Origin of the sequence: Limobrevibacterium gyesilva (assembly GCF_025989185.1) — a bacterium.
Classification (GTDB): Bacteria; Pseudomonadota; Alphaproteobacteria; order Acetobacterales; family Acetobacteraceae; genus Limobrevibacterium; species Limobrevibacterium gyesilva.
Genome location: NZ_JAPDNT010000017.1, coordinates 25,277 through 48,489, shown reverse-complemented (window position 1 = coordinate 48,489; position 23,213 = coordinate 25,277). Strand labels below are relative to the sequence as shown.

Annotated in this window: 25 protein-coding genes and 1 pseudogene; 11 read left to right on the top strand and 15 right to left on the bottom strand. The window is 64.8% G+C overall.

What is annotated here, in order from left to right; genetic code table 11:
* Positions 1-23: 23 nt before the first annotated feature.
* Both OL599_RS17020 and OL599_RS17015 read right to left on the bottom strand, forming a co-directional pair.
* Entirely contained in the window at positions 24-521 is a 498-nt protein-coding gene (locus tag OL599_RS17020; protein WP_264715042.1) for a helix-turn-helix domain-containing protein, read from the bottom strand.
* Between the two features lie 543 nt (positions 522-1,064).
* Positions 1,065-1,400 (bottom strand): helix-turn-helix domain-containing protein, encoded by a 336-nt coding sequence (locus OL599_RS17015; protein WP_264715041.1) that lies wholly within the window; start codon positions 1,398-1,400, stop codon positions 1,065-1,067.
* A 227-nt stretch (positions 1,401-1,627) separates the two neighbouring features.
* Here OL599_RS17015 and OL599_RS17010 point away from each other — a divergent pair, with 227 nt between their 5' ends.
* The 5 genes from OL599_RS17010 to OL599_RS16990 all read left to right on the top strand — a co-directional run bounded on the left by OL599_RS17010 (position 1,628) and on the right by OL599_RS16990 (position 5,324).
* On the top strand, positions 1,628-2,296 hold the full coding sequence (locus OL599_RS17010; protein ID WP_264715040.1) for a helix-turn-helix domain-containing protein: 669 nt from the start codon (positions 1,628-1,630) through the stop codon (positions 2,294-2,296).
* A gap of 275 nt (positions 2,297-2,571) precedes the next feature.
* On the top strand, positions 2,572-2,793 hold the full coding sequence (locus OL599_RS17005) for a hypothetical protein (protein ID WP_264715039.1): 222 nt from the start codon (positions 2,572-2,574) through the stop codon (positions 2,791-2,793).
* 369 nt (positions 2,794-3,162) lie between these two features.
* On the top strand, positions 3,163-3,768 hold the full coding sequence (locus OL599_RS17000) for an SOS response-associated peptidase (protein ID WP_264715038.1): 606 nt from the start codon (positions 3,163-3,165) through the stop codon (positions 3,766-3,768).
* 16 nt (positions 3,769-3,784) lie between these two features.
* The gene (locus OL599_RS16995; RefSeq protein ID WP_264715037.1) at positions 3,785-4,471 is read left to right on the top strand and encodes an SOS response-associated peptidase; all 687 of its coding nucleotides are present in this window, start codon (positions 3,785-3,787) and stop codon (positions 4,469-4,471) included.
* 115 nt (positions 4,472-4,586) lie between these two features.
* Positions 4,587-5,324, top strand: a complete 738-nt coding sequence (locus tag OL599_RS16990; RefSeq protein WP_264715036.1) for a hypothetical protein — start codon at positions 4,587-4,589, stop codon at positions 5,322-5,324.
* Between the two features lie 116 nt (positions 5,325-5,440).
* Here the strand turns inward: OL599_RS16990 and OL599_RS16985 are convergent, their stop codons facing one another.
* Both OL599_RS16985 and OL599_RS16980 read right to left on the bottom strand, forming a co-directional pair.
* Positions 5,441-6,142 carry a hypothetical protein gene (locus tag OL599_RS16985; protein ID WP_264715035.1) on the bottom strand — a complete coding sequence of 234 codons (702 nt, stop codon included), beginning with the start codon at positions 6,140-6,142 and terminating at the stop codon, positions 5,441-5,443.
* 98 nt (positions 6,143-6,240) lie between these two features.
* Positions 6,241-6,909, bottom strand: coding sequence for a hypothetical protein (locus tag OL599_RS16980; RefSeq protein WP_264715034.1), 669 nt, complete (start codon positions 6,907-6,909; stop codon positions 6,241-6,243).
* 135 nt (positions 6,910-7,044) lie between these two features.
* Between OL599_RS16980 and OL599_RS16975 the strand changes: the two genes are divergently transcribed.
* Entirely contained in the window at positions 7,045-7,347 is a 303-nt protein-coding gene (locus OL599_RS16975) for a G8 domain-containing protein (RefSeq protein WP_264715033.1), read from the top strand.
* A 132-nt stretch (positions 7,348-7,479) separates the two neighbouring features.
* Here the strand turns inward: OL599_RS16975 and OL599_RS16970 are convergent.
* Positions 7,480-8,282 (bottom strand): IS5 family transposase gene (locus OL599_RS16970; RefSeq protein WP_264715032.1). Its coding sequence is split into 2 segments (ribosomal slippage): positions 7,480-7,952 and positions 7,952-8,282, totalling 804 coding nucleotides; the frame shifts between segments, so codons are not numbered across the junction.
* A 68-nt stretch (positions 8,283-8,350) separates the two neighbouring features.
* Between OL599_RS16970 and OL599_RS16965 the strand changes: the two genes are divergently transcribed.
* Complete coding sequence (locus OL599_RS16965) at positions 8,351-10,072, top strand: ATP-dependent nuclease (protein WP_264715031.1); 1,722 nt, start codon at positions 8,351-8,353, stop codon at positions 10,070-10,072.
* Here OL599_RS16965 and OL599_RS16960 read toward each other — a convergent pair.
* The 7 genes from OL599_RS16960 to OL599_RS16930 form a co-directional block, all read right to left on the bottom strand.
* Positions 10,056-11,579, bottom strand: a complete 1,524-nt coding sequence (locus tag OL599_RS16960; RefSeq protein WP_264715030.1) for a mechanosensitive ion channel family protein — start codon at positions 11,577-11,579, stop codon at positions 10,056-10,058. The genes OL599_RS16965 and OL599_RS16960 overlap by 17 nt on opposite strands.
* Before the next feature lie 251 nt (positions 11,580-11,830).
* Positions 11,831-12,745, bottom strand: coding sequence for an MBL fold metallo-hydrolase (locus OL599_RS16955; protein WP_264715029.1), 915 nt, complete (start codon positions 12,743-12,745; stop codon positions 11,831-11,833).
* 96 nt (positions 12,746-12,841) lie between these two features.
* A complete protein-coding gene (locus tag OL599_RS16950) occupies positions 12,842-13,039 on the bottom strand; it encodes a hypothetical protein (protein ID WP_264715027.1) in 198 nt (65 codons plus the stop codon).
* Positions 13,040-13,088: 49 nt separating this feature from the next.
* Positions 13,089-13,754: a nitroreductase gene (locus OL599_RS16945; protein ID WP_264715026.1), complete on the bottom strand. Its 666-nt coding sequence runs from the start codon at positions 13,752-13,754 to the stop codon at positions 13,089-13,091.
* 148 nt (positions 13,755-13,902) lie between these two features.
* Entirely contained in the window at positions 13,903-14,733 is an 831-nt protein-coding gene (locus OL599_RS16940) for an alpha/beta fold hydrolase (protein ID WP_264715025.1), read from the bottom strand.
* 166 nt (positions 14,734-14,899) lie between these two features.
* Complete coding sequence (locus OL599_RS16935) at positions 14,900-15,298, bottom strand: cupin domain-containing protein (protein ID WP_264715024.1); 399 nt, start codon at positions 15,296-15,298, stop codon at positions 14,900-14,902.
* 29 nt (positions 15,299-15,327) lie between these two features.
* Entirely contained in the window at positions 15,328-16,083 is a 756-nt protein-coding gene (locus OL599_RS16930) for an SDR family oxidoreductase (protein WP_264715023.1), read from the bottom strand.
* Between the two features lie 287 nt (positions 16,084-16,370).
* Here OL599_RS16930 and OL599_RS16925 point away from each other — a divergent pair, with 287 nt between their 5' ends.
* Both OL599_RS16925 and OL599_RS16920 read left to right on the top strand, forming a co-directional pair.
* Entirely contained in the window at positions 16,371-17,948 is a 1,578-nt protein-coding gene (locus tag OL599_RS16925; protein WP_264715022.1) for a winged helix-turn-helix domain-containing protein, read from the top strand.
* A gap of 295 nt (positions 17,949-18,243) precedes the next feature.
* A pseudogene (locus tag OL599_RS16920) lies at positions 18,244-18,418 on the top strand (IS6 family transposase); the annotation flags it as partial.
* 474 nt (positions 18,419-18,892) lie between these two features.
* Here OL599_RS16920 and OL599_RS16915 read toward each other — a convergent pair.
* A complete protein-coding gene (locus tag OL599_RS16915; RefSeq protein ID WP_264715021.1) occupies positions 18,893-19,153 on the bottom strand; it encodes a type II toxin-antitoxin system ParD family antitoxin in 261 nt (86 codons plus the stop codon).
* A 585-nt stretch (positions 19,154-19,738) separates the two neighbouring features.
* Between OL599_RS16915 and OL599_RS26070 the strand changes: the two genes are divergently transcribed.
* Positions 19,739-20,983, top strand: a complete 1,245-nt coding sequence (locus tag OL599_RS26070; RefSeq protein ID WP_264715020.1) for a tyrosine-type recombinase/integrase — start codon at positions 19,739-19,741, stop codon at positions 20,981-20,983.
* A 54-nt stretch (positions 20,984-21,037) separates the two neighbouring features.
* Here OL599_RS26070 and OL599_RS16905 read toward each other — a convergent pair whose 3' ends face one another.
* Both OL599_RS16905 and OL599_RS16900 read right to left on the bottom strand, forming a co-directional pair.
* A complete protein-coding gene (locus tag OL599_RS16905) occupies positions 21,038-21,349 on the bottom strand; it encodes a CcdB family protein (protein WP_264715019.1) in 312 nt (103 codons plus the stop codon).
* Entirely contained in the window at positions 21,339-21,599 is a 261-nt protein-coding gene (locus OL599_RS16900; protein WP_264715018.1) for a type II toxin-antitoxin system CcdA family antitoxin, read from the bottom strand. The genes OL599_RS16905 and OL599_RS16900 overlap by 11 nt, the downstream gene beginning before the upstream one ends.
* A 357-nt stretch (positions 21,600-21,956) precedes the next feature.
* On the opposite strand from OL599_RS16900, the gene OL599_RS16895 reads away from it, so the two are divergent.
* The gene (locus OL599_RS16895) at positions 21,957-22,880 is read left to right on the top strand and encodes a replication protein RepA (protein ID WP_264715017.1); all 924 of its coding nucleotides are present in this window, start codon (positions 21,957-21,959) and stop codon (positions 22,878-22,880) included.
* The last annotated feature ends 333 nt before the right edge of the window (positions 22,881-23,213 follow it).

Below are 23,213 nucleotides of genomic sequence, written 5' to 3'. Positions count from 1 at the left end.
CTTGCCTGTCAGTGCTTGTCGATTCAGCCCTCCAGATGCGCCGGAACGGGCAGGCCGAGCGCCCGGAACTGCGCCGCCGCCTGGTGCCGCCCCCGCTCGTCCTCGATCTGCGGGTTCAAAACCGCCCTCTTAATCACTCTATTCCTTTCTGCTCGCGCGCCTTGCGTGTCGCAGGTGGATCGTGGCCTTGCGGCGGGCGGCGTGGCCGCCTCGGGCCGCAGCACGTAGGCGTTGCTGATCTGCTCCGCCTGCCAGCTGGTCGCGGCCCGGCGCACCATCCGCCGGGTCCAGTCCACCAGCCCCAGCGCCCGCAGCTGGGCCAGCGCCCGCACCACTGTTGCCACATGGCAGCAGGCGCGTTCCGCGATCGTCGCATGCGACAGGTCCAGCCGCCCGTCCGTGCCTAGCGCCTTGACCAGCACCTCGACCACGTCCAGGCCACAGGCCGATAGCCGTCCGGCCTTGCGGTGCAGCCGGGCGCAGAACAGCACGCGCGCCCGCTTCTCCCGGTTCAGCGGCATCCGTGGGCCGACTCCGAAAGTGGAATCCTTCCGCCAGCGGCGGCCGGAGGTGATCTCTGGGAAAACCATTCGGGGATGCCTCTTCGTGCTGAACGAGGCGCCTCCAGGAAGCAGTCTTGGTTTCCGCGGCTACGGCAAACCCATGGAAAGCGATTTATTCGGAGGAATGGCGCCGCCTGCACCAGGCCGCTGTCAGGTCCTTATGGCCGTGAGCGGCCGGACCCCGCGGACCTCTACGCTGCCGTTTGGTTGCCGTGCCGGCCGCGGCGGAGAGAGGTGTTCCATCCCGGGGAACCGCACCACTTGGAAGCCGGCCGGTGAACAGCCCGATCTTCCGCGTGGCGTGCTTGGCCGGAGGCCGGCCCTTTGACATCCAAATGTGAGACGTCGGCCATACGGCACCATCCCGGTGTCATGGCGTCATGGTGGACTGACGTCATGATGGGCTGACACCAGGCCGGCATTCAGGCGGGGCTGGCGCCGCCGCGGCCGGTTGGTTGCTCGGGTTGCCGGTTCCCAGGAGGACGGGCGCGGCCGGCCTCGTCAGCCGGGACTTCGGGCGGCGCAGAGGGCGTCCATGACGATCGCGGCGGTCCTGAGGGTTTCCAAATCCATGGCGCGGCTTGCCGCGGCGATGCGCTGTCGCAGCCGGTCTTCCTCGGCGGCAGGCGGCGGCGGATCGTCGTAGCCGAGGATCTCGTCGGGGTTGGTTTCGAGCAGGCGGCAGATGCGGACGAAGGTGGCCAAGTCCGGCTCCCGCTCGTCGTTGATGTAGTTCGCGTAGCGCGACTGGCTGAAACCAAGCCGTCGCGCGACTTCGACGTCGGAGAGTCCCAATTCGCGCCCGCGGGCGCGCAGCCGATTGCCAACACCGTCCATGCGACGTTGTTCGCCGGGCACAGCGGCACATGCCATAAACGAATTGGATTGAATAAAAATCACATAATGTGGTTATCATCCAGGGCATGGACCCCTCGTCCTGTTGAGGAGGGGTTCTCGTTGTTACCAGACCGGAGAATCGGGGCTCACAGATGTCGAAAGGCGGTTCGAGTTCGAGGGAAGAAGAGGCCAAAGCCGAGCTGCGCCGCGAGGCCTTGCATCGGGCCATGGACAGGCACGGCCTGAAGCCGGCGGAGCTCGCCCGCCAGACGGGGCTCAGCAATGCCAATACGATCTACAACTTCCTGAACGGACGCAGCCGGGCGTTGTCGCAGAAGACCTACGAGAAGCTGGCCAGGGTCATGCCCGGCGAGACCCTCGACTCGCTGACCGGCGGCGCCGGGCCCTCGGGTGCCCGGGGCATCCCGGTGCGCGCCGAGGCCTGCGCCGGCAGGCTGAACCCGTCCTTCGATCTGCCGCTGGACCACCAGTCGGAAGCCGCCATGCCGGTCGACGCCGGCATGCTCGCCGCCGGCGTGTTCGGAGTGGCGGTCGGGCGGCCGGGCGCCGAGCTCCTCTATCCGGAAGGCACCGTCCTGGCCTGCCTGCCGTTCCTGCACTGCGACGAGCCGCCAGCCACAGGCCGGCGCCTGATTGTCCAGCGCATTCGCGACGGCCATGTGGAGGTGATGGTGCGCGAGCTCGAGGTGGCGGGCGGCAAGGCGTGGCTGTGGCCGCGATCGACCCATCCCGACCATCAGCAGCCGATCGCCTGTCCCTGGCCGAACGACGGCCGCATGTGGAAGGTGGGCGAGGACCGCTTCTCGATCCCGGCGGTCGTGGTGGGGTCGTACCAGCCGGAGGGGCGGTCTTCCGCGCCGTGGACCCGCGGCTGAACGCAAGACCGCGGCGAAACCCCGCATTGCCTCCCATAGCGAAAGGAAATCCCTGTCACAGACAGCGGAAACCGTTGTCGCAGACGGGAAGACCCGCGGGGCTGCCAAGCCGCGGTCCGGGCGGCAGCGATGATGGGCAGGCGATCGGCCGGCCAGGGTTGTTGCAGTTTGAGCGCGGTGGGCGGACCAGCTTCCAGCCAGGTGTCGCGGGCATCACCGGCTAGGATCACCGGCTTCGGCGTTATCCGACTCGACTCCGGTCGAATGTTCTCTTTATGTTCGTGCTCATGACTCACGGCAGCCTGTTTCCCGAGCCTCAACCCATTGTCCCGGATGAAGAGGTGGTCGAGACATTGCGGGCCGCGATCGCGCGCGGCGGACGCTTGCCGCGGTCGGCTGACATGCTTCTCTGCGGCGTGTGCGCGGAGTATCTGGTCGAAGCGCTGCGCGGCGCCGGGTTGGAGGTCGTGCGTGCGCCCGTCGGGCGCGGCCAGTGACCCGTGCCCGAGCTGCCCTTCAATGCCGACCCGGTGCCGGCAACGCTGCTTGGCGACATGAAGGAGTGGCAGCTCCATATCCAGTGCGGGCGATGTTGGCGACACGTCGTGCTGCCGCTCAGCAATCTGGCCGAGTGCCTCGGCGCACGGACGCACGTTGCCGACGTCATCAGGCGCTTGCACTGCGACGGGTTCCGAGGCCGGGAACGATGCCGGGGGACGCCGAAGCGGGTGATCCTGGTGAGGGTCGCGAGCTATGGAAAGACCACGCGGAAGCTACGCGAGATACTGGTCGTGGACACGTCGAGACAGCGATAGCCACGCCGCCGGAGGCGTGACGGCCAGTCCCAGCGGACAGGATGGCGAGCGATGGCGACAGCCACGGGCGACTTATTCGGCGGGGATCCCGGTAGCCTCGATTTCGGAGCGGGAGCCGGTCCTGGCCGGCCGGGACAGGTTATCCGGTTGCACCCACGGACGGGGCAGCGGCACCTCGACTGGCTGACCTGGGGCCTGTTGCCATATGCGACAGAGGACCCCGACAGGGCGCCCCGGCCTATCCATGCGCGTGCGGAGATCGTTGCCGAGCTTCCCGTGTTCGCCGACGCGTTTTGGCATCGTCGGGCGCTCGTGCCGGCCACCGAATATTACCAGCAGCGGACCATCGGCGCGCCGGGACAGCGGTATGCCATCTCCCGCCGGGACGGCCAGCCAATGGCAATCGCGGGGCTGTGGGAGGCTTTCCGGCGGCCGGACGGCGAGGTCGTGCGCACCTACTGTATCGTCACGGTGCAGGCCACCGGCGCTATCGCCGAAATTCACGATCGCATGCCGCTCGTGCTCGATGAACCGGACTGGCCGGTGTGGCTGGGCGAGACGCCGGGCGATCCCGTGACCCTTCTGCGTCCACCTGCCGGCGACATGCTTGTGCTCAGGCCGGTCCAGGGGAGAAGGTCGGCGTGGCCACCGGCATAACGAGGGAATTCCGCCCGTGTGCAATCTTTATTCCATGACAACGAACCAGGAGGCGATCCGGCGCCTGTTCCGCGTCAACGTGGACAACACCGGCAATCTGCCGCCGATGCCGGGCGTATATCCCGACTATGCGGCCCCGATCGTGCGCAACTCCCCCGCGGGGCGCGAGCTAGCCATGGCGCGATGGGGCATGCCGACGCCGCCCAAGTTCCTTGAGGGCAAGAAGTCCGATCCTGGCGTCACCAACGTTCGCAACGCCACGTCGCCGCACTGGCGGCGCTGGCTCAGCGTCGAAAGCCGCTGCCTGGTGCCGTTCAATAGCTTCGCCGAGCCGGACAACGGCTCGTTCGGCGGGCGAGCGCCGGTATGGTTCGCTTTCGACGAAAGCCGGCCGCTCGCTTGCTTCGCTGGCATATGGACGCGGTGGACTTCCGTGCGGAAGGTGCGGGAGGGCGAGACCACCAACGACATCTTCGCTTTCCTGACGATCAACCCGAACGCGGAGGTGGGCGCCATTCATCCGAAGGCCATGCCGGTGATCCTGCGGACACCCGAGGAGATGATCACGTGGATGGCCGCGCCGGCGGTGGACGCGCTGAAGCTGCAACGACCGCTGCCGGACGGGACGCTGCGGATCGTGGCGCAGGGGGCGAAAGAGGATGCCGCAGCGGGCGCCGCAGTGCCTGCGGGCCGGCTTCTGTGACATACGAGGACAGGTAGGAGACCCGAAATGCCGGATGGCGTGAGAACGTGCCTTCCGGCCACAATGAACGGCTGAAGCCGCCAAGGAGGCCTCACAACCGGGCAGCTAAGTTCCCATGTCCGACGACCAACGATTGCATGCGGTTTTTACCCTTCTGAGGGAGCACGTCGCCAGCCCCTCACTGCGGCATATCCGTGATCCCGGTCAGCTCTCGAAGGTCGCCACAAAGATCCTGAAGACTTTGGATGGCGCGCGAGATCCTTGGCGCAAATGGCCTTCGGCGCGAGATACGCTGATCCGGAAGGCTTCGGGGTGTTGGATTCCGATTGAGGATATCCACGCGGCGCTCGCCGAACTACCAGGGCCGCCTTTGACCAAGTCAGACGTAACCGGGCGCCTCCTGGCGCTCTGGGAGGAGGGTCTTGACCGACCTGAGGAGACCTACAGGACCGGCTGCGAGGCCTTATATGTCAAAGAAAAGACAGCCGGCACTGAACTGGCCGCAATCGTCGAGCTGATGAATGACCGGGTGGGGGAGGAAATCGGCCGGCGCTTCAAGCAGGACTGGGAGGAACGCGCTCGACGGCGAGCAGAGATAAAGGAGGCTGCTGAGCTGGCATTTCTGTCAGGATCTGACAGCAAATGGATCCGGATCGAGACGTCTTCCGATCTTTACTGTCGGGTCAATGGTCGGACCTATCGCCTCACGCGTGCACCAGACAAGAAGCTCGAATTACGGCGCGTGCAATCGCTGGAGGACGCCGCCGGGCGTCTGATCGGCAGATATCAAGGCCGGCCGGACGCAACGAAAGCCGTTGAGCAAGTCGCATATCAACCGGAACCGCGTAGGTGAAAGGGCCGATCCGTCCACCCCCAGGAGCGCACTCCAGATCGGAGCCCAAAATTGACCCCCGGGATGGGGCTTGCGCCGGTAGTCCACAGGGCTACCGCGCGGCGCGGAGTGCCCTATCATCTGAAGAGTTTCGCGCTGTGCGATTTACGTCGGTCAGCAGATCTGGCGCAGCCGAGATGCAGCCGAGTTCCGCCTGGAACCGCTGCCTTCCCACCCTTCATGTAGCGCCAGATGCTGTGATCCAGGTGCGCCCGATCCAGTCCCAGCAAATCCGCGGCCCGGTGGACGATTTCCTGGCTGCGGGCATAGTTGAACTTCCCTATCCCGGCGCATTCGAGGAACCCGAGTAGGTGGCGGTCCATGGCCGCAAAAGGCAAGCCGACCAGAATTCTCAAATAATCCACAGTTTTCGGACCGATAAAGTGTATTTCGCGCAACTTCGTGCTGCTTTCCTCCCCCGGGAGCCACTTACGCAAGTCGTCTTCGGTATTCACGCCTTCCCGCCCGAGTAGGCCAACCAAATCCAAGAAGGTTGCGGGCTTCCGCGTTCCGTTCCAGTCGAGGAACTCCGCGGCCGTGATCCGCTGGAGCAGCTGCTTGAGGTCCTGGAGACTCGTCTCGCGGGCATACATTTTCCGGATGCGCGCGATGCGGTGCCGGACATTCCGTTCATAGTCGTTGTTTGACTGCAAGACCGCGTCAGCCAGGGCCGCACCGACGTGGCCATAGTTGCCATCGATCTGAGTGTATTTTTCGAATCCCGGGAGGGATTTGATATAGATCGCAAGTCGCTCCGGCTCCGTACTGCCCTCGGTCACCAAGGCGCCCTCCATCGTCATTTCGGTTCGATATGACACCATAGCGAGGCATTGACTACGGAACCAAGGCCGGCGGGCAATGCCATTCCACGCAAAACTCAAAATTCCCGCATCGGCTCGGAGTCGGCGGATTCACTCGGCAGTTCTGATGCGGAATTCTGATGCGGAATGAGGCCCACCGCCGCGCCGATCATGTCGCGGTAAGCGTATTCGATCAGGTCGCGCACCAATTCCAAGAGACCTGAGTGTGGAAGGCCATCGAACGGGTAGCCATGCGCGAGGTCGTTTCGCATATCAGCGAGGCTTGGCCTCACGTCGCCGGTGAGACGGCCCACGACTGTAGATGGCGGCCCGCAGCGACGATTCATCGGCACCTGGTCGTCTGTCAGGCCGTCACTCTCGACCATATAGCGGAGCGCGTTCGCGAACCGGATGTTTCCGCGCTTGTCTCTCACCTTGTGGCCGTAGCGATCTTTCAGGGCGAGTTCGAGCGTCGTGAGGGCAACCTGCTCGCCGGCTTTGAGAAGGTCGGGATCGACCCATGCCAGCACATGCAGCTTGTGCGCGCGGTCGAATTTTGCCTTCACAATGTCCGGGATGCCGTCGCGCAAGCCAAACTGCAGCACGAAATCGCGCCACTCGGCGAAGGTCGCGAATTTGAGGAGGCCACCCAGGTTGCCCGGCATAGGCCAATGAAACAGCAGCGGGGCTGTCGATCGCTCGGCGATCACAGCAGCTGCATCAAGGAACTCTGTCGTGACGCCCACCCCTACCTCCAAGCCGAGAGAAGCTAGTCTAGCTCGAAGGCCAGGCGCGAGCCTCGACCAGCGCCGTTCGAGACCCCCGAAATAGCACGTGATAATCCGGTTTATCACGTGCTGATGTCGTGGTAGGCAAGAGGCATGCATACCCGAAACGATGAGATCGATGGCGGCCTTCTTGTCGAAGGCGAGCTGGAATTCGCCGGGTTTACCACCGGCACCGTGCATGTCACCGCCGGGGCAACGCTGTTGCTCACCGGCACCGCCGCCGACCTGCTGATTGAGCCAGGCGGCCGGGCTATCGTTAGAGGCACCGTCAGCGGTGCCGTGATGAACGGCGGCAAGGTTGAAATTCACGGCATGGTCGGGAACGTCGTCGATACGGGTCCGGCCGCCTCAACACAACTCATGCCCAATGCCGTCGTGCGTGGGAATCTCCTATGACCAACCAGCTCCGTCCCGGTTCCCTACGCATATGGGAACAAGGGGTATGACCGCCGCCGACGCCAAGTGCTGACGCGGTGCACAGCTGACGCCCGAGCAGATCGCCGCTTTCTTTACGACTTAGAACGCCTTTCAAAACCTTCCTTGCAGTGCGTTGAAGCAGATGAGTGAGCACGCGATCGAGGTGAATGCGTGATGGATGTCGAGCCTATGCTCGTATCGGATAACGAGGCGGCGGAAGCGGCTGACCCAGGCGAAGGTTCGCTCGATCACCCATCTGTGGCGGCCGAGCTTCTGGCTGGTTTCGATGCCGCGCCGGGCGATGCGCGGCTTGATCCGGCGTTTGTGGCAGGCCCGGCGGCAGCGCCGGTGGTCATAAGCCTTATCGGCATGGAGCTTGTCTGGTCTGCGGCGTGGCCGACCGCGCCTGCCGGCGATGGGCGGGATCGCGTCGAGCAGTTGCTCGAACGGCAGGCTATCGTGGGCGTTCGCGCCAGTCAGGACGAAGGCGAGCGGAATGCCGCGGCGGTCGGTGACGAGGTGGCGTTTGGTGCCGGGCCTGCCTCGGTCGGTCGGGTTCGGGCAGGTCGCGTCACCCCCTTTTTGGCGGCGATGGACGAACTGTCCATGCAGGCCCGGCTCCAGTCGATCCGCTCGGCATCGCGCAGCCTGTGCAGCAACTCACGATGCAGCCGGTCCCACACTCCGGCGGCCTGCCAATCGCGCAGCCGCCGCCAGCACGTCACGCCTGATCCGCACCCCATCTCCGCAGGCAGCATCTCCCACGGGATGCCCGTGCGCAGGACAAACAGGATGCCGGTGAGTGCCGCACGCGCCGGCACCGCCGGGCGGCGGCCCTTTGGCTTTGCCACAGGCGGCGGCAGCAGCGGTTCGATGATCGACCAAAGCGCGTCGGATAGCAGAGGGGTGGCCATTCCCCTTCATGAATCACCCGGCGCCAGAGTACAAGGGTTTTGAAAGGCGTTCTTACTGAGAAGATCTTATGAGAATTTCCCGCGTCATCATTCGGAACTGGCGCTCGGTCAAAGACGCGGACTTCGAGCCGGCCGACATGACGATCCTCGTCGGGGCCAACAACGCCGGCAAGACCAACATCCTCAGTGCGATCAACTTCCTGATGGGCGACCGCTGGCCCATGCCTGGTAATTTGCTCGACAGCGATTTTTATCTCAGCGACCGCCGGCGGGAAATTTTCATTCAGCCGGACTTCGAGGACGCGCCCTATTCGCGGCTGGTCTTCGACACCTCGCGCGAGCGATACGTCTTCCAGGCTTATGACCGGCACGGCCAGGCCGTTCGCGGCGGATTTGACAACGACGAGCGCGCGAGACTTGCCTTCGCCTATGTCGATGCCAGCCGCAGCTTCGACCGGCAATTTGGCGCCTCGCGATGGAGCCTGTTCGGCCAGGCTGTGCGTTTCCTGCATGATGACCTGCTGCGATCCGGCAGCGACCGACTCCCGCAGCTCCGCGCACTGCTCGATCAGGCACATAGTCTGCTCAAGACCGACCTTTACACCAGCTTTGAATCGGCGCTGCGTGGCGCATTCGTCGATCAGTTGCGGACCTCGCGCTATGACGTGCAGTTCCAGTTCCGCACGATCGACGAAACCAATCTGTATCGCAGCCTCTATCCGACATTGATTGAGCGGGGTGCTGCCAAATCCCCGGGTGAGGCCGGATCGGGCGTCCGCAATCTTCTGGTGCTCGCGTTGTTTCATGCGTTCGCGCGCGCGTTCAAGGGCGGCGCGATCCTCGGCATTGAGGAGCCGGAACTTTTTCTGCACCCGCACGCGCAACGCAGTCTGATGGCGCAGTTCGAAGGCTTGGTTGCCGACGGCAATCAGCTTTTTATCTCGACCCACAGCGCGGCGTTTCTTGACATCACCCGGCCGGAGCGCGTCGTCGTTGTCGAATGTTGCCCGGACGACGAGGACGAAGTTTGCACCCAGGTTCGCACGACGACGGCCGCGGCCCTTCTCGCCGCCCGTAAGCAGCTCCACCCCGACAAGCCCATGACCGTAGCGTCCATGCGCGCCTTCTTGCGCAACGTGCGGACGGCGGAGATGGCAGAGCCGTATTTTGCGCGGCTGGTGATCGTGGCCGAAGGGCCGTCCGAGCGCGAGGCGCTTCCCCTGCTATGCGCGCATCTCGGCTTGCGCTTTGACGATGAAGGCGTTTCGATTGTCGCGGCCAACGGCAAGACGGCGATCGACACGCTCATTCAGGTCTACCGTGCACACAAAATCCCCACCTACGTCATCTTCGACAACGACATGGGCGCACGGTCTCAGAACCCGACTGCCAACCGCGTCATCTGTCGCTTGCTCGGGATCGACGAGACGGACACGCCGCCGGCACAGGTGACGGAAAACCACGCCGTGTTGGCCGGCGACTGGGAAACGCAGACGAAGGGCGACCTGGAGACCATCGAGGCCGGTCTCTACAACCGGTTGGACGTCGAGGCGCGGCAAGCGCTTGGCATCGGAACCGGGAAGAACAAGCCGCTGATCGCCCGCTATGTGGCGGAGCAACTGCTCGCTAGAGACATCATGCCGGCGTTTGTGGCGGACATCGCCCGATGCCTCAAGCAGAGGCTGGGCCTGCATCTGCCACCGGATACGGCTCTTGCCAACCTGGACGAGGTGATCCCTTGGATCGCCGAGGACTCGCCGGTGCGGGGCTCGCTTACTTGGAAGATGTGAGATCGAACAGCCTGTGCAGCCGGTCGGCGAACCAACTGGCCACCCGATTTGCCGATATGGTCTTGTCGATAGCAGGAGAGGGGATCAGCTGGCCTGCCGCTTGACGCCGAGCAAGGGCGCGGCACAGTTCCTGGGCGACCGGCGGGCGCGCCTCCAGGACTGGTGCCAAATCGTCCTTTGTCAGCTCGTAGACAGTGGTCGGCACGAGGGCCGATATCTTGGCCGTGGCGGCAGCCCCAGTCAGCAGCCCGATTTCGCCGAAATGATCGCCCGGGCCGAGGCGCATCAGCTCGATACCACCCTCGGAAACAACACTGGTTACCGACAGCACACCTGCCCCAATGATGAACAGCGAGTGCAGCACCATCCCGGGATCCACCAGGGTCTCGCCGCGATCGTAGGTCCTTTGCTTCAGCTTTGGGGCCAGCGATTGCCGCTCTTCTGCCGTCAAGGTGGCGAAGATCTCGACCAGGTTGAGCGCCCGTTCGGGACCGTTGGCCGCACGTTGCGACGCGGCGGTCTGCAGGGGCGAATACGGTTGGCTCTGGGTCGCGGCAAGTTCAACGCCGGAGGCCGCCAAGTGCCGGAAAATCAGATCGAACAGTTCATTCTGAGCGCGTGAGGCCTGGGCCAACTCCTCGACGAAGAATGTTATGTCGAATTCGGTGGAGCTGGCGGTAATTGATTTGACAATGATCGAAGAGGGCGGCGTCGCCAGAATGAGCCGCGAGTTCAGCATCGCGCGCTCGAGGATCTCTCCGGCGGCGCCGGGCGGCGTCTTGGCATCGAGCTGGATCGTCACCGTCATTCCGTGGGTACCGGAGGGGGAGCTGGCATTGAGGATCTTCGCCCTGGCGATGGCGCTGTTCGGCACGATCGCCAGATCGCGGTTCACGGTCAGCACATGCGTCGCGCGCCAGTTCATCTCGATGACCCGGCCGTCGGTGCTGCCGTCAATGCTGATCCAGTCGCCTGGGCGGTAGGGGCGGCTGAAAGTCAGCACAATGCCGGAAAAAACGTCCGCCAATGTGCTCTGCAGCGCCAGCCCGAGAATGATGGCGATGGCACCCGAGGTTGCGAGGAGGCCCTGGATCGGCAGATCGAAGACATAGGCGATGATGGCAAAGACGGCGGCGAGATAAATCACGCCAGCGAGCAGGTCTTGAACCAACTTGCCCTCGCGCGGCCGGTGTTCGGTGACGACGAAGGCGCGCAAGACGCCGACCAGGAACCACGCCGCCAACAGCCACCACGCGATCTTCAAGGTGCCGTGAACCGCAACCTGAAACGACGTCGGCGCCAGATACCGCGCCTCGTAGGGGACGACCCCAGCACGGAGCAGGACGATCGTCAGGGCGATCAGGAAGATCACCCGCGCCACCGCCCGGCCGAGCGGCTGCTTGCGAAACAAGAGATGCGTCAGCAGCCCGCCCAGAGCAAAAATAAGCAGGGTGATGACCAGCGGGTCGTGCGCGGCCGCCGCCACCGCATCCGGGAGGTCGGTCATGTCGCCGCTTCTCCGATCGTAGGATGTCAGCTGTTGCTAGCTCGTGAGTTGTCTATGTTAGAGCGACGTCCGGCGACTGGTGGGTGACAAAAGCTGCTGCCTTTCGCCGGGTTAGACCCGCGTCGATCATACAGCATGGTCAGCCGATGGCCTCGCCCACAGTCGACGGCATCACCGCATCAGCCGAAGGTGATGTGCGTTCTACCGTCCACGACTTGCGGTGGTCTCGTTCGGCCTAACCTAACACGCGGTCAGTACTCCCAGGGGCCCGGTACCCAACGAAAGACGTCGCCGTCGACCGCCACATGGCAGACGGACGGGAATGACAGGTGAGTGGCCACCAGCGACTCGCGGTTCGCCGCCAGCTCCTGCAAAAGACGGACCCGGACGCGGGCCGCCTCCTCGGGGTCGTGTTCGAAGCCGTTGTACCAGTCGGGGTGCTCAAACCCGACCTGGAACACGGCGTCGCCAGCGAACGTCAGCCGGTCGCCGCTGGACGCCAGGCGGACCACGCTGTGCCCGGGGGTGTGGCCGCCGGTGCGTGTGACGAGCACCCCCGGCGCCACCTCGTGGTCCTCCTCGAACGTGCGCAATTGGCTCTGGTACTCGTGCAAGAGCCGCTTGGCCGTCCGCCGAAGCGCGTCCGGGAACCCCGGTGGCATGGAGACGCGGGAGAAATCGGGCGACTCCCAGAACTTGGTCTCGGCGGCCGCCACGTGGATGCGCAGGTCCGGACGCAGCCGGTCCCTCACTCCGTCGACGAGCAGCCCGCCAACGTGGTCCATGTGCATGTGGGTGAGCACCACGTCGGTCACGGATGCGAGATCGATGCCGGCGGCCTCCAGTCGCTGGACCGTCCGCCCGGCCCGCGGCAAGTCCGGGAACTCCGCCCCCATCCCAGCGTCGATGAGTATGGTTCGGCCGCCGCTGCGCACCACGACCACGTTCAGCGCCCACTCGAGCACGTCCGGCGGCAGGAACATGTCCTCCAGCCAGGCCGCCCGGACGGCCGGGTCAACGTTGTGGCCCAACATCGCGCCTGGCAGCGATAGCACCCCATCGCTGACCACCATTACGTCAATTTCGCCGACACGCAGCGCGTAGCGCGACGGAACCAGCTCGTCGAGCCCCGGCCTATCGGGGCGTGAGGTGTTGTCCAAGCTCATGTTTGTCTCCCGCTGACCGCCTTACCCATGGCCGTATTGGCCACCTCCGCCGCCGGTCCTGTGGGCCGGCACGCGCCGCCGAACTCGGAATTAGCTTCAAGCAGGGCCGTCCCCGCTGTCAGTTTCGGGCGCCTGTGTGTCGAGCGCCTTGTTGACAAATTCGACGGAATCAATCTCCGCCCCAAGTTCGGTCCGAAACTGCTCGATCGCTTCTTTCATCGACGGTGGCAGCTCTCCCCACCAGTCAATAACGCGACACATCGCTTCTTCGACAGTTAGCACCATCTCCTCCATCATCGGACTCCTTCCGGCGGAATGGTCCTCACCCGCCCGGAAGCGGCAACTAGCCGTCGACGAACGTGACCGTCTCGTTGAGCGGGGCGCGGCCCGTGCGGGTGTAGCTCACCTTGGGGTCCTCGTGCCCGATCGACATGCCGCAGAAGAGGATCAGCCCGTCCGGGGGGGACAGGAACTCCGCGACCGTCTCGCGAACCTGCGACCACGCCATCTGCGTGCAACTGTGCAGCCCTTCGTCGCGGAGTAGCAGCATGACGGTCTGCAGATACATCCCGACGTCGGCCCATTGGGGCCGGCCCAGGTCGCGGTCGATGTAGCAGAACAGGGCGGCGGGCGCGCCGAAACAGTTCCAGTTGGCGATGGCCGCCCGCTGGCGCGCCTCCCAGTCCTCGCGCGCAATGCCGAGTGCGCTGTAGCGCTCCTTGCCGAAGGCGGATCGGCGCTCTCCGTACGGGGACTTCAGCTCGCGCGGGTACATCTCGTACTCCCGCTCGTCCCAGTGGTCACCGTGGGACACGCGCTCGACGGCGCGCGTCTTGAGCTCGGCCAACGGGGCGCCGGTCAGCACGTAGGAGTTCCACGGCTGGAGGTTCGATCCGGAAGGCGACCAAGCCGCGGCGGACAGCACGCGCTCCAGCACTTCTCTCGACACAGGCTCGTCGGTGAATCCGCGCACCGCCCGTCGGCTTGTAACTGCCTCATATACATCCATGATCGCCCATCCACGGTCAAATTGGCTCTTTAGTCCGATCTTTGAATCCACTCGAGCAGGCGCTGACGGAACTCAAGCGGGCGTCAGGCCTTCTAGTTCGAGGCGCGCCTAAATCGCGTTGCGTATCCGGTCCTCGCCGCCTGTCGGTTCAGCTCTTGATGAAGGCGAGCAGGTCGCGATTGACCACGTCCGCGTAGGTCGTGCACATGCCATGCGGGAACTTCTCGTAGACCTTAAGGCGGCTTTTCTTGAGGAGCTTGGCGGAGAGCGGCGCGGAATCGGCGAGCGGGACGATCTGGTCGTCGTCGCCGTGCATGACGAGCGTCGGCACGTCGATGATCTTCAGGTCATCGGTGAAGTCTGTCTCCGAAAAGGCCCTGATGCCGTCATACTGCGCTTTTGCACCGCCCATCATGGCCTGGCGCCACCAGTTATCGATCACGGTCTGGGACACCTTCGCGCCTGGCCGGTTGAAGCTGTAGAACGGCCCGCTCGCGAAATCTCGATAGAACTGAGCCCGGTTGACGGCGAGCTGTCGTCGAAGCTCGTCAAATACGTCGATAGGCAAACCGCCCGGATTGGCCAGCGTCTTCACCATGATCGGCGGCACGGCACCGATGAGCACGAGCTTGGCTACACGGCCCTTGCCATGGCGCGCGACAAAGTGCGCAGCTTCGCCGCCGCCGGTCGAGTGGCCAATGTGGATGGCGTCGCGCAGATCGAGATGCTCCACGACCGCAGCCGCGTCCGCAGCGTAATGATCCATGTCGTGACCATCGCTGACCTGGCTCGACCGACCGTGTCCGCGCCGGTCATGAGCGATGACGCGATACCCTTTCTCGAGGAAGTACAGCATCTGTGTGTCCCAGTCGTCGGCGCTAAGTGGCCAGCCATGATGGAAGACGATGGGCTGCGCGTTCTTGGAACCCCAGTCCTTATAATAAATCGTCGTACCGTCTGTGACTGTGATCGTGTTCATTTGTGTTCCTCCAGACTCGTCTTCTGTCTAAGACCTCAGTTCGCGAAATGGATCGTCAGTTCCGTTTAATTCGTGTCCACCACCAAGACCGCGAAAAGCTCGGCCGGCATGCTCTCCAAGATCGTGCTGGCCACGGCTGAAGGGTCTTGCTCGAGAAGCGTACGACTTACTCTGCGGGCAGCACCGCATCGACGCCCTTCTTCTTCACCAAGACCACGACGAACTTTGCTGGATCCGTGATGCTCGCGTTACGCCCGATCGTGTGCACATCGTTCGGGCCTTCGTAAAAAGTCTGCCCTGGCATCAGTGTGACCTCCTTGCCGCCCCTGACCCCTTCGACGATGGTCCCTTCCAGCACATAGACGAAGGCGTACGCATCGTGCCGATGGATGTGCTCCACAGCTCCGGGCGGATACTCGACAGTGAGCATCACCATCTCCCTTCCGGGCATGTCAGCGAGATCCTTCTGCATGACGGGGGCTACAATTGGCTGGGGCGCCGTCTGCGCAAAGGCCGCACCAAAGGGCACGGCCGTGACGAGCAGCGAACAGAGGATGCGTTTCATCGAGCCCTCCTTCGGCTGGGCAACTTGTATCAAGCCGCCGCCTGTGAGCGGCGCAGCCATTCGTCAAAGCGGATGGAGCCGAGGCGGGGGCGATCGCCGGGCGTCAGCGAGCGGTCGTTCAGCTCGGTTCCGAAGTAGCGCCAGTGCACGTCAGCGATAACCTTGCGCGGGTCGCCGCTCGCGGCCAGGAATTTGCGCGCGAACTTGTCCATCGGACAGGCCTCCGGGCCTGCAACCTCGACGGTGCCGTTCAGCGGCGGTGCGAGCGTCAGCTCGGCCAGGTTGGCGACCACGTCGTCCGAGGCAATCGGCTGGAACAGCGCAGGCGACAGCCGGACCACATCGCCCTCTGCGCCCGATTTGACGATGCCGCCGACGAACTCGAAGAACTGCGTAGAGCGCAGGATCGTATAGGGAATGCCGGACGCCTTGATCAGATTCTCCTGCGCCACCTTGGCGCGGAGGTAGCCACTGTCGGGATTGCGGTCGCTGCCGACGATCGACAGCACCAGATGATGCTTCACGCCGGCGGCCTTCTCCGCGGCCATCAGGTTGCGGCCCGAGGTCTCGAAGAATTCGAGCACCGCCTTGTCCTCCCACACCGGCGCGTTCGCCAAATCGACGACGACCTGTGCGCCGGAGAGCGCCTCTTTCAGTCCCTCGCCCGTGATGGTGTTGACGCCGGTATTGGGCGCGGCCGCGATGGCTTCGTGACCCTTCTCCTGCAGTTTCTTGACGAGCTTTGATCCGATGAGGCCGGTGCCTCCGATGACGACAATCTTCATGAGTTTGCCCTCCAAGGGTATGCAAGGGAGTGTCAGTTGTGTCGTATTCGACGCGGCAAAGGATGCCGGACCGGCGGCCGGAAAGCCTTGTGGCGGCCTTGAGGCGCGATTGAATTTCGCTTGCGTTTCCGTCCAAGACAGCGGGACAAGAGAGCAAAACGAGCGAAGAAAGCGCCCCGCTGTTCCGGCAGTTTCCGCTTACTTTACCGGCGCGACAACCCGCGCGAGCGTCGGCGATGATCACCGTGCTATCAATGGCTTGCCGGCCATGGCGATGAGAGGGCGACGTGCGGTACGCGTTCGAGGACTACGTGATCGACTCGGACCGGCGGGAGCTCACGCGCAGCGCCCGGCGGATCGCCGTCGGGCCGCAGGTCTTCGACCTGCTGCTCCATCTGGTGCGGAGCCGCGAGCACGTCGTCAGCAAGGACGAGCTCCTGGATGCCGTGTGGGCCGGGCGGATCGTCTCTGAATCGACCCTGACCAGTCACATCAACGCGGCGCGCAAGGCCATCGGCGACAGCGGGCAGAATCAGCGCCTGCTTCGAACGATCGCCCGCAAGGGGTTCCGGTTCGTCGGCGACGTCAGCGAGATCGCCAGTCGCTGCGCCGTGGCCAGCACCGAGCCCGACGCACCGGGCAAGACCATCGCAGAGGCGCCGGCCCTCCCCGACAGGCCCTCGATCGCCGCGCTCCCGTTCCTGAACCTAAGCGGCGACATCGAGCAGGAGTATTTCACTGACGGCGTGGTAGAGGACATCATCACGGCCTTGTCGCGCATTCGCTGGCTGTTCGTGATCGCACGCAATTCGAGCTTCACTTACAAAGGCCGCGCGGTCGACGTGAAACAGGTCGGCCGCGAGCTCGGCGTGCGCTATGTGCTGGAAGGCAGCGTGCGCAAGGCGACGCACAAGGTGCGCATCACCGGGCAGCTGATCGATGCGACCACTGGGGCGCATCTGTGGGCCGAGCGCTTCGAAGGCGCGCTCGGCGATATTTTCGAGCTGCAGGATCAGGTCACCGAGGCCGTCGTCGGCGCGATCGCGCCGCAGCTCGAGCGGGCCGAGATCGAGCGCGCGCAGCGCAAGCCAACCGAAAGCCTCGATGCCTACGACAACTATCTGCGCGGCATGGCGCACCTCCATCTGGGATCCAGGGAGTCGATCGACGCGGCGCTCGGCCAGTTCAACCACGCGCTCATGCGCGACCCGAATTTCGCGTCGGCCTATGCGATGGCGGCGTGGTGCTATTTCTGGCGCAAGGTCAACGGCTGGATGACCGACCGCCCAGGCGAGATCGCCGAGGGCGCCCGCCTGGCGCGCCGGGCCGTCGACCTGGGCCGGGACGATGCGGTCGCGCTCAGCCGCGGCGGGCATGCGCTCGCCCACCTCACCGATGACATAGCCGGCGGCATCGCCTTGCTCGACCGGGCGCTCGTGCTCAATCCCAATCTCGCGTCGGCCTCGTTCCTCGCCGGATTCCTACGGACCTGGAACGGCGAGCCGGACGCCGCCATCGAGCACTTCGCGCGCGCCATGAGGCTGAGCCCACTCGACCCCGAGCTCTATCGCATGCAGGCCGGACTGGCGGCGGCGCATCTGTTCGCGGGGCGCTTCGACGCCGCGTCGTCGTGGGCGGAGAAAGCCTTCCGGGAGTTGCCGAGCTTCCTGATGGTCGTCAGTGTCATCGCGGCAAGCCATGCGCTCGCGGGTCGGCCGGACGAGGCGCAGCGCGCGATGAAGCATCTGCGCGAGCTCGACCCCACGCTGCGCGTCTCCAATCTCGCGGATTGGCTCCCGATCCGCCGGCCGGAGGACCTCGCGACCTTCGCGGATGGGTTGCGGAAGGCGGGGCTGCCGGAGTGAGGCGCGCGGTTCTGCGACCAATCATGTGAAGTTGTGAGGGAGGGGTAGCATAGTCCTGCTGCAGATTTGGCCGGATGCATCCGAAGCGCATGTGAGGCGAAGCACTGCGGAATTCCCGCGGTATTGCCACCCAAACAGCGAGAATGGCTCGCACATCTCACGCCACCCCGGTGCTATCCTTATGACCGTTCAGGAGCACGCATTGCCTCAGGTGGATTTGCTTCCTGACCGGCAGAGGGCATTGTCACGGTAACCAGGTCTGGCAGCGTGGGCGGAGCCGGGCGAGACTGGCGGTATGAAGCCGCAACCCGACCCGTCCTACCGTCATCGGTTCCCCGCCAAGGTCATCAGCCACGCCGTCTGGCTGTACCACGTCTTCAGCCTCAGCCTGCGGGAAGTCGAGCTGCTCCTTGGCGGAACGCGGCGTTGTCGTCTCCCACGAATCGGTGCGACGCTGGTGCACGAAATTCGCTGCCGGTTTCGCCGACTGTCAATCGGCCTGCAAAAGGGGCTCTTCCGCACTTTCGGTGCAGTTTCGCTTGTACTGGTTCAGCGAATCGTCGACAGAGATGACCTCGCCACCTGAAACAATGTCGGTCATCCTTGAAATCCATCCTCGCGCTCGTGCCGAATGAGCTGATTGCCGATCGAGTTTGTCCCGAAGCCGATCGGATGACCATCACTGCTGTCCCGCGGGCCGAATCGTGTAAAACGGCACCGAAGCGGGGCCCCCCTCCAAACCTGCCGCAATGCGCTGAAACGACTTGCGAAATCAGCAAAAGGAAAGGGTCCCGATCGGCGCCGATCGGGATCCCACAGCGAACGAAATTTCGCTTGGAATATCAAAGTATTGTGCGCAGTTTGCGGTGGGGTCCCAGTTCGGTGCTGATTTACAGCCCCGAAGATAGATGTCGATGATGTCCTGGTCGGCTTGCCGGGTCGTCCTATACGTCATGGTCGCGCGCGGCGTCCGTCGCCTGCGCGCGCGCGGCCTTCAGGATGTCGCCGATCGAGCGGGTGCTAATCCCACTTTCAATTCCCTCGGTGATGAGCCGTTGCAGCTCTTCCAGCCTGGCCGCCCGCTCCTGGTCGCGCCGGATCAGGTCGCGCACATAGTCGCTCGCGTTGCTGTAACGGCCGGTCCTGGCCTGCGCCTCGACCCACTCCTTCATCGGGTCCGGCAGTGACACATTCATCGTTGCCATGGGAGCCTCCGCCGCCACCATGGCAAGAAATGGCAATATTTGTCAATTATGCTGCCAGGCACCATCGCCCTGGCGAGGCAACGGCGGTTGCGCCGTCCACTGGACCAGCGCGAACCGGGGACCGGGCCCGGCTAGCTGGCTCCCTCTCCCTTGGAGGCCGCCACAGGGTCCGTGGCAGACACTGTGACCGCGGGGGGGCCGGCTGACCCCGCCTGGGTGAAGACATTAGGCTATTGGGATTTGGTAAGTTTTCGGCTGAGACAGAAGAGCCTGAAGAATTTTCGTCCGTATCCCGGTGGGTCTTTGCCGTGCCTGCCTCGCTCGCTTTCCCCGCGTCCGGCGCCGGCGAAAGATTCCGTCCGACAAGCGCCATTTACGGACGTCATTTCCCCCGGCTAGACTCGCGGCATGAACGCCCCCGTCGAGCCAGACCCCGATCCGCACGCCGCGCCGCGCCAAGCGTGGCCGCACGCGGCCGGCGCGCCGGCGATGGCGGGGACCGGCGACGCACCTCCCCTCCCTCCGCGGGCCTTCCAGCTTCTGACGCCGCCGGAACCTTCGCCCGCTCCGCCCCGCCCCCCGCCCGTGTCGACGGACGGGGCTTGCCCTCGGGAAACCGATCCGCCGCCCGCGCCCGGCGCCTCGCTCGCCGCCGCCGCCGCCACGGGGCGGGAAAAATACCGCCTGGACACCGACCTGCTCGGCCCCTTGGAGATCCCGGACGGCGCCCGGGCGGCGGAACTCGGCGACTTAACCGCGCGCGCCGCCGTCTATGCCAGCCGCGCCCGCGGCGACGGCACCAGGCGCGCTTACCGCTCGGCCTGGCAGGCCTTCTCCGCCTGGTGCCGGTCGCTCGGCCGCGAGCCGCTCGCCGGCGATCCCGACACCGTCGCCATGTACGCCGTCCGCCGCGCCGATGACGGCCTCGCCGTCAGCACCCTGCGCGTGCACCTGGCGGCGATCCGCACCGCCCATCTGCTGGCCGGCATCTCGCTCGACCTGCGCCACCCCAGGCTGGCCATGGTCATCGACGGCATCACCCGGGCCAAGGGCACCCGCCCGCGCCGCCAGGCCGCCCCGGCCGTGCCCGCCGTGTTGCGGCCCATGCTTCTGTCCGTTGCCGCCTCCGGCGGGGCCAACGTGGCCGGCGAGGCGAGCCTGACCCGTCCGGCCAGCGTGGCCGGCGCGGCACCGGGTGCCCGCCAGGCCATCGTGGCCCGCGAGGCACTGGGTGCCCGCCAGCGCGCCATGCTGCTGCTCGGCTTCGGCGCGGCGCTGCGGCGCTCGGAACTGGTCGGGCTGGCGCTGGGCGACGTCGAGATCGTGCCCGGCCGCGGCCTGCGCCTGCTGCTGCGACGCTCGAAGACCGACCCGCACGGCGCCGGCCAGCTGGTCGCCGTCTGCGCCAACCCGGACGAGCCGGGATTCTGCCCTTCCGCCGCCCTCGAAGCCTGGCTGGCGCACCGCCACCTTGCCGCCGACCTGGACTGGACCGCCAGCCCGTCCGCCCGCGCCCAGCGGCCGCTGTTCTGCGCCGTCACCAAGGCGGGAAAGCCGACCGGGGCAAAACTCTCGGACAAGGCGGTCGCCCGCCTGGTCAAGCAGGCCGCCGCAGCCGCCGGGCTCGACCCGGCCCTGTATTCCGGCCACTCGCTGCGCGCCGGCCTGGCCACCGCCGCCGCCGACCAGGGCGCCGGCCTCGCCGAGCTGATGCGCCAGACCCGGCACAAATCCACCGAAGTGGCCCTCGGCTACCTGCGTCCCGCCGAGCTCTGGCGCAACAACGTCACCGAAAAACTGTTCCGCGCCCACGGGGACAAGAACGGCTGAACGGGCTCCCACGCATAGGGCGCGCAGCGCCGTGAGCGGCCAAAGCGAAGCGCCTCAAACCCCGGTGAACAACCAATCCAGCGCCCGCGTAATCTGGTCCCGGTGCGCGGCGATCGAGCCCAGGGGCCGGCGAAGCTCCGCCTTGGGGATCGACGTCATCAGTTCGACTGCCAGCAGATACTCCGCTCCCGCGTGCTGGACGACCGGAAGGAGCCTTCCGGCCGCCGTCGGCATGCCCGAACGCGGCGCCATCGGCGCGACGATTCGTCCCCGGCCTTCCTCGGCCAGGTCCGCCTGCAGCACGGCGATGAACGGGAACGGCCCGCGGCTCCGAGGCGCCGGATTCGCGAACACGTCATGCTGCATGGTCAGCGGCAAACATCTCCCGGAGTTCCGCCGCCGGATCACCATGCTCGGCCACGTAGCGGGCGAGCGCATCCATGTCCTGCCTGATCTCGGCGCGCAGCGCTTCGGCCTGCCTGGCCCCGAGCTCCTCGGCCAGCGCCTTCTCGGCGACGCGAGACACGTTGATGCCGGCATTTCGGGCCTTGGCGTAGAGGTCGCTGTTCACCGTCAGGCTGACCGTCTGTTTGCGCGCCTTCTGGTCGAATGGCATGGGAAGCATGGGTCGTATCCACCAATTTGCCCGTGCAATATACACATGCCACGAACCGCATTCCACCCGTCTCACAGCCAGAGTCGAGTCGGCCAACGATGTCGTGGACTCTGGTGAGCCGGAGGGCCCGCTTATCCAGAGCTCCGGTGTGGACTCTGGTGACGCCGCCTGTGGACCTTGGTGCGGCGCGTTGACGGCAAATCAAGCGTTTGCCGGACTTATCCCGTGGACCCTGGTGAACAAGCTAATAAAGAATCACAAATAGCTATTCCAATAGCTTCCTCACCACAGTCCACGGTGACAGCAACCAGTTCAAACTACAGAATGTGGTCAATGCCACGAGTCGGAAATGCGGTGATGGGAACAATCCACGACATCATGGAGGCACGTGGGAAAGGCGGCGCTCTTGAAGCCGGCCATGACCGTAGCCTCGTCGAGACTGCAGCGCTCTATATGGGCGATGAAGACGGCGCACTCAATTTCGTCTACTCCGGATGGGCGCAATGCGCGCTGCCCCATCGCAAACTTGGCGACGATGTACCTTGGGAAATCGCAGCAGAGCGGGTCAGGCTGGTCGTCGAACCCGGCAGGCGGCCGAGCAGCGATGACGGGCCGCTTGAGTGGGTCGGCGTGCCGTTTGGCAGCCATGCAAGGCTCATCCTGCTTTATCTGCAGACCGAAGCCCTCAAGACGGGCTCGCGCGAGGTAGAACTGGGCCGCTCGCTGCGCGACTGGCTGCGGCGAATCGGCGTATCAGTGGGCGGGCGAACCGGCAAGCTTGTGAAAGAGCAGGCCGAAAGGATCAGTCGCTGCCGTCTCACCTTCCATTTGCAAGGAGGGAAGTCCGCGGGCTTGATCAATCAATCGATCGTCGATCGGGCTCTGTTCATAGAAGATCCGGACGACACCCAGGGTCGCCTCTCACTCGAAACAGCCAAACTCTCCGAAGGCTTCTTTGAGCAGCTCCGACGCCATCCCGTCCCGCTCGAGGAGGCAGCGATCCGTGCAATCAACAACAACCCAGCAGCGCTCGACGCCTATCTGTGGCTGGCCTATCGGCTGCACGTATTGAGCAGCCCGAAACTCATCACCTGGAAAGCGCTCAAGGGACAGTTCGGGGCGGGCTTCAAGGAACTGCACCACTTCAAGCACAAATGGCGCGATACCCTGCAACTGGCCCTTGCGGTGTATCCCGCCGCGAACGTCGAAGTGGTCGAGGCGGGCGTCATCTTGAAGCCAAGCCGTCCACCTGTCGCACCACGTGTGATCGCGATTCGCTGATCCGCAAACGGCCGCCTTTGATCGGGCACGTCCTGTAGCTCACCAAAGTCCACACTTAGGCGTGGACCTGCGCAGCGGATTGTTGTTCGCCGCTGGCGAGCGGCTCACCAAAGTCCACATTACCGTGGCCCGAGCTTGGCCGCCGACAGCCTCTCAGACTGGCGGCCAGGGCGCTAGGAACACGGCAATGCCTGTACCAGCGGCTAGACTCAGCTTTCCGCAGGGCATCCTGCTCTCGCTGGTGGCAATGTCAGGCAACTCATCGGGGCGCGTCGAGCCGTGATGCCCGCCCATCAAGTACGTGCGACAGGTCAGCAACCAGGCTTATCAGGA